Source organism: Nonomuraea sp. NPDC004580, assembly GCF_040609855.1.
Classification (GTDB): Bacteria; Actinomycetota; Actinomycetes; order Streptosporangiales; family Streptosporangiaceae; genus Nonomuraea; species Nonomuraea salmonea.
The window spans coordinates 1-5,413 of sequence record NZ_JBEXLH010000126.1 but is presented as its reverse complement, the minus strand read 5'-3'; the positions used below and the strand labels follow the sequence as shown (position 1 = coordinate 5,413).

1 protein-coding gene is annotated in these 5,413 nt (G+C 73.7%); it reads right to left on the bottom strand.

The genetic code is table 11. The features are described from left to right. Positions 1–5,413 (bottom strand): amino acid adenylation domain-containing protein (locus tag ABZW11_RS46000; RefSeq protein ID WP_355432836.1); only part of this gene is annotated, 5,413 nt, incomplete at both ends.

Here is a 5,413-nt window from a genome sequence, read left to right as displayed (position 1 = left end):
TCCCAGCCGAAGGTGTCGAAACCCGGCGACGCGAACTGCGCCACCCGCGAGCCCGGTCCCACCCCGAGCCAGCGTTGCTGGCCCTCGACCAACGCGCCGACCCCGGCGTTAGAGACCACCACACCCTTCGGCATCCCGGTCGAACCGGACGTGAACATCACATACGCCGCCTGATCGACGCGCAGCACACCCCGCTCATCAGCCGACAACCGGCCACCCGGCAGATCCGCCCCAGCGTCGACGTCCACGGCATCCGGCAGCAACCCCGGCGACGCGACAGCCACCTGCACCCCGGCTTGGCTGAGCATGGACTCGATGCGCGCCTGCGGATAACTGACATCCACCGGCAAATAGGCCGCACCTGCCTTCACCACCCCCAGCAGCGCCACGACCAAATCCACGCCGCGTTCCAGCGCCACCGCCACCACAGACTCCGGCCCGACCCCGCGGCTCAGCAGCACACGAGCCAGCCGATTCGCGCGGACCTCAAGCTCGCCGAACGACACCTCCCCCTGCTCACTCACCACCGCCACCGCAGCCGGATCCCGATCCACCCGCGCCTCGAACAGCTCCGCCACCGTCCCAGCCAACGAACCCGCGGGACCGGCGCCCCACGAGGCCAGCCGCTCCAGGTCAGCCACGTCCAGGACCCCTACGCCCGTCAGCGGCGTCTGCGGAGCCGACTCCAACGCCTCGACCAGGTTCTCCATCGCCGTGCACACCAGCCCGGCCACGACCCCCGCGTCCACCCCGGCGACCGCATCGACCACGACCGACATCCCGTCGCCCCGGTCGTCCACCGCCACCGACAGCGGATAGTTGGTGCGATCGATCACCCGCACGACCCGGACACCGTCGAGCTCCGGCGCCTCTTCCGTCTCGTCGGCGGTGCTGCGCTGGTAGTTGAGGATGGAGGTGAACAGCGGCAGGTCGGCGGGCACCCCGCTCGCCCGCTGGGCGACGGCCAGCGGCGCGTGCTCGTGCATCAGCAGCTCAGCGAGTTGCCCGCGCATCCCGGACACCACCTCACCGACCCCGCCACCCAGCCGCACCCGCACCGGCAGCGTGTTGATGAACGGCCCGGGAACCCGATCAGCCCCCACCCCGGCGTTCATCCGCCCGAACAGCACAGTCCCGAACACCACGTCGTCCCGCCCCGACACCGCCCCCAGCACCCGGGCCCACACCACGTGCATCACGGTCGCCGGGCTGACGGCCAGGCGTCTGGCGACGTCCCGTACGCGGGTGGTCAGGCCGGCGTCGATCTCCGCGACGGCGCGCCGCACGTCGGTGCCGTCGCCGCGCACGTCCAGGAGCCCGAACGGCGCTGTGGGCTCTTCCACGTCGCCCAGGAGCCCCGCGAAGAAGCGCTCGTGTTCCTCCTCGCGGACTCCGCTCCTGGCCTGAGCCACGAAGTTGCGGAACGGCACCGGCTCGGCCAGCTCACCACCACGCCCGCCGAGGAACGCGGCCACTTCGGTGAGCAGCACGTCGGTGCCGGTGCGGTCCTGGACCATGTGGTGCATGCGGACCATGGCCAGCCACCGCTCGGAGCCGGGGACGCGGGCGGTGCACAGATCCAGCAGGGGCGCGCGGCCGAGGTCCATGGACAGTCCGGCGGTGGCGATGAGCTGATCGACGAGGTCGCCGCCGGAGGCGTCCAGCTCCACCGTCTCGACCGGCAGCACGGCCCGCCGCCACACCACCTGGACGGGCTCCCGCAGCCCTTCCCAGGCCAGGGACGTACGGAAGATGTCGTGCCGGTCGATGACCCGCTGCAACGCCGTCACCAGCTCGTCCAGCCGCTCCCTGGACTCGAACTCCAGGACGACCGGCCGCATGTAGACGTCCCCGCCCTCACCCGCGAGCAGGTGGTGGAACAGCAGCCCTTCCTGCAGCGGCGCCAGCGGGTAGATGTCGGCGACGTTGGCCGCGCCGCCCGGCACCCCGGAAGCGATCCGGTCGAGCTCCGCCTGCGACAGGCCGACGAGCGGCACCATCTCGGGCGTGATCTCATCGGCGCCTTCGGGAACGGCGCTGGGCGGCGCCTCCACGCGGGCCTCCTCGGCGACGGCCTCCGCGAGCCCGGCCACCGTCGGCGTCTCGAACAGCGCACGCACCGACACCGACACCCCGCGCGCCCGCAACCGCTCGACCAGCGACACCACCAGCAGCGAGTGACCGCCCAGCGCGAAGAAGTCGTCCTCCACGCCCACCCGCTCAAGGCCCAGCACCTCGGCGAACGCCGCGCACAGCAGCTCCTCGCGGGCGTTGGCGGGCGGCCGGCCGCCGCCGCCGGAGTACTCGGGCGCGGGCAGGGCCCAGCGGTCCACCTTGCCGTTCGAGGTCAGCGGCAGCTCCGCGAGCGTGACCACCGCCGACGGCACCATGTGCTCGGGCAGGCGGGCGGCGGCGTGGCGGCGGACCTCGTCCGGCAGGTCGGGGCCGTCGTCGTGCGGGACGACGTACGCGACGAGCCGCACCTCCCCCGGCGTGTCCTCGCGGGCGATCACGGCGGCCTGGGCCACCAGGGGGCTCGCGACGATGACGGCCTGGATCTCGCCGGGTTCGACGCGGAAGCCGCGTACCTTGACCTGGTCGTCGACCCGGCCGGCGAACACGAGCTGCCCGTCGGCGGTCCACTTGGCGAGGTCGCCGGTCCGGTACATGCGCCCGCCGAAGGGGCAGGCCACGAACCGTTCCGCGGTCAGCCCAGGACGGCCGACGTAACCGCGGGCCAGGGCGGGGCCTGCGACGTACAGCTCGCCCGCGACGCCCACGGGCACCGGCGTGAGGTTGCCGTCCAGCACCAGCACGCGCGTGTTGCCGATGGGCCGGCCGAGCGGCACGACCCCGCCGGCGACCAGGGCGGGGGTGAGGCGTCCCGTGACGACGCCGATCGTGGTCTCGGTGGGCCCGTAGTGGTTGAACACCGCGCGCTCGCCGGCGGCGGCGAGCAGGTCGGCCACCCATTCCGGCGGCGCGGCCTCGCCGCCCAGCACCAGCGACCGTCCGGGCAGCACCCCCTCCAAGTCCCGCGTCCCCAGCGCCGCGAGGTGCGAGGGCACCGCCTTGAGGTGGTCGATGCGGTGCTCGGCCAGGTAGGACGCGACCGCGGCCGGGTCGGTGACCTGGTCCGCGTCGAGGATGTGCAGGCGTCCGCCGGTGGCGAGGCAGGCGAACAGCGTGGTGTTGCCGAGGTCGGTGGTCGGCGCCTGCAGCAGCGCGTATGCGGCGCCCGGCGCGCCGAGCCCTACCTGCGGCGGCACGCAGGTCACGTAGTTGGCCAGCGCGCCGTGGGTGACGGCCACGCCCTTGGGGCGGCCCGTCGAGCCCGAGGTGTAGATCACGTACGCGGTCCCGCCGGCCCTCGTCACCGTGTCAGGGGCGCTCTCCGGCACGGCGGCGAGGTGGGCGGTGGTCATGGGGTCGTCGAGGGCGACCATGCGCAGCCGTCCCGCGGGCAGCTCCTCCAGGATCTCCTCGACGGTCAGCAGCAGCATCGCCCTGCTGTCGGCCAGCATGTACGCGGTCCGCTCCACGGGCTGGCCCGGGTCGATGGGCAGGTAGGCGCCACCCGCCTTCCACACGGCCAGCATCGCGGCCACGGCGTCCACGCCGCGCGGCAGGCACAGCCCGACCACCGACTCGGAGCCGACGCCCTGGGCCGCGAGGTACCGGGCGAGCCGGTTCGCCTTGGCGTCCAGCTCGGCGTAGGTGAGGTCGTCGCCCGCGCAGGTCACCGCCACCGCGCCCGGCGTACGGGCGGCCTGCGCCGTGAACAGCTCCGCCACGGACGCGGCCGGCACGTCCACGGCCTGGCCGTTCCACTCCCGCAGCATCAGCTCCCGCTCGGCGGGTCCCGCCACGTCCACCGCGCCCACCCGCAGCCCGGGGTCGGCGGTCAGCGCCTCCAGCACGCGGACCCACCGCTCGGCGATGCGCCGCGCCGTCCCCGCCTCGAACAGGTCGGCCGCGACGGTCACCGAGCAGGACACGCCCGCCGGGGTGCCGTCCTCGCAGAACGACTCACCTACCAGCACGTCGAGGTCGAACTTGGCGGACGACAGCCCCGCCGGCATGCCGCTCGCCTCGACGCCCGGCAGGTCGAGCACCGCTTCGACGGTGTCCTGCTTGGTGAAGACGACCTGGAAGAGCGGGTGCCGCGCCAGCGACCTGGACGGTGCGAGCTCCTCCACCAGGCGTTCGAACGGCACGTCCTGGTGGGCGAAGGCGCCCAGGTTCGCCGCCCGCACCCTGGCCAGCACCTCGCGGAACGTCGGGTTCCCCGACAGGTCCGTGCGCAGCACCAGCGCGTTGACGAAGCAGCCGACCAGCCCGTCCAGCGCCTCGTCCGTACGTCCCGCGCCGGCCGACCCGACCACGATGTCGTCACCGGCGCCGAGACGGGACAGCAGGACGGCGAGCGCGCCCTCCAGCACCATGAACGGCGTGACGCCCTCGGCCCGCGCCACCTCCCTCAGCCGGGCGTGCACCTCGGCGCTCACCCGTGTGCCCGCCTGGTGGCCGCGGTGGCTGGCGACGGCCGGGCGTGGACGGTCGAACGGCAGCGGCAGCTCCTGCGGCGCGCCGTCCAGCGTGTCCCGCCAGTAGGCGACCTGGCGGGAGATGACGCTGCCGGGGTCGTCCTCGTCGCCGAGCAGGTCGCGCTGCCAGAGCGCGTAGTCGGCGTACTGGACGGGCAGGTCCCGCCAGGCGGGGGCGCGGCCTTCCCTGCGGGCCGCGTACGCGGTGGAGACGTCCTGCGCGAGCGGGCCCATCGACCAGCCGTCACCGGCGATGTGGTGCACGGCCATGACGAGGACGTGCTCGTCAGGGGTTGCGGAGAGGAGCGCGGCGCGTACCGGGATCTCGGACGACACGTCGAAGGCGTGGCCGACGATGGCGTCCACGGCCGCGTCGAGGTCGGCGCCCGCGTCCATGGTGTGCAGCGTCCAGCCGGTCTCGTCCATGCCGAGCACGTGCTGGTACGGCTCGCCGTCGTGGGCGGGGAAGATCGTGCGCAGGGACTCGTGCCGGTCGAGCACGTCCCGCAGGGCGGCGGCCAGGGCCTCGCGGTCGAGGTGGCCGGTCAGCTTCAGCATGACGGGCACGTTGTACGTGGCGCTCGGGCCCTCCAGCTGCTGGATGAACCAGAGGCGGCGCTGTGCGTACGAGAGCGGCACCCGTTCCGGACGTGGCCTCGCGGTCAGGGGCGTCCTGGCCCGGTCGCCGTCGGTGAGGCGGGCGGCCAGTCCGGCGACCGTCGGGCACTCGAACAGGGTGCGGACGGCCACCTCCGTGCCGAGCACGGACCTGATCCGGCTGATCAGCCGTACGGCCAGCAGCGAGTGGCCGCCCAGGTCGAAGAAGTCGTCGTCCACGCCGACCCGGTCCAGGCCGAGGACGCCGG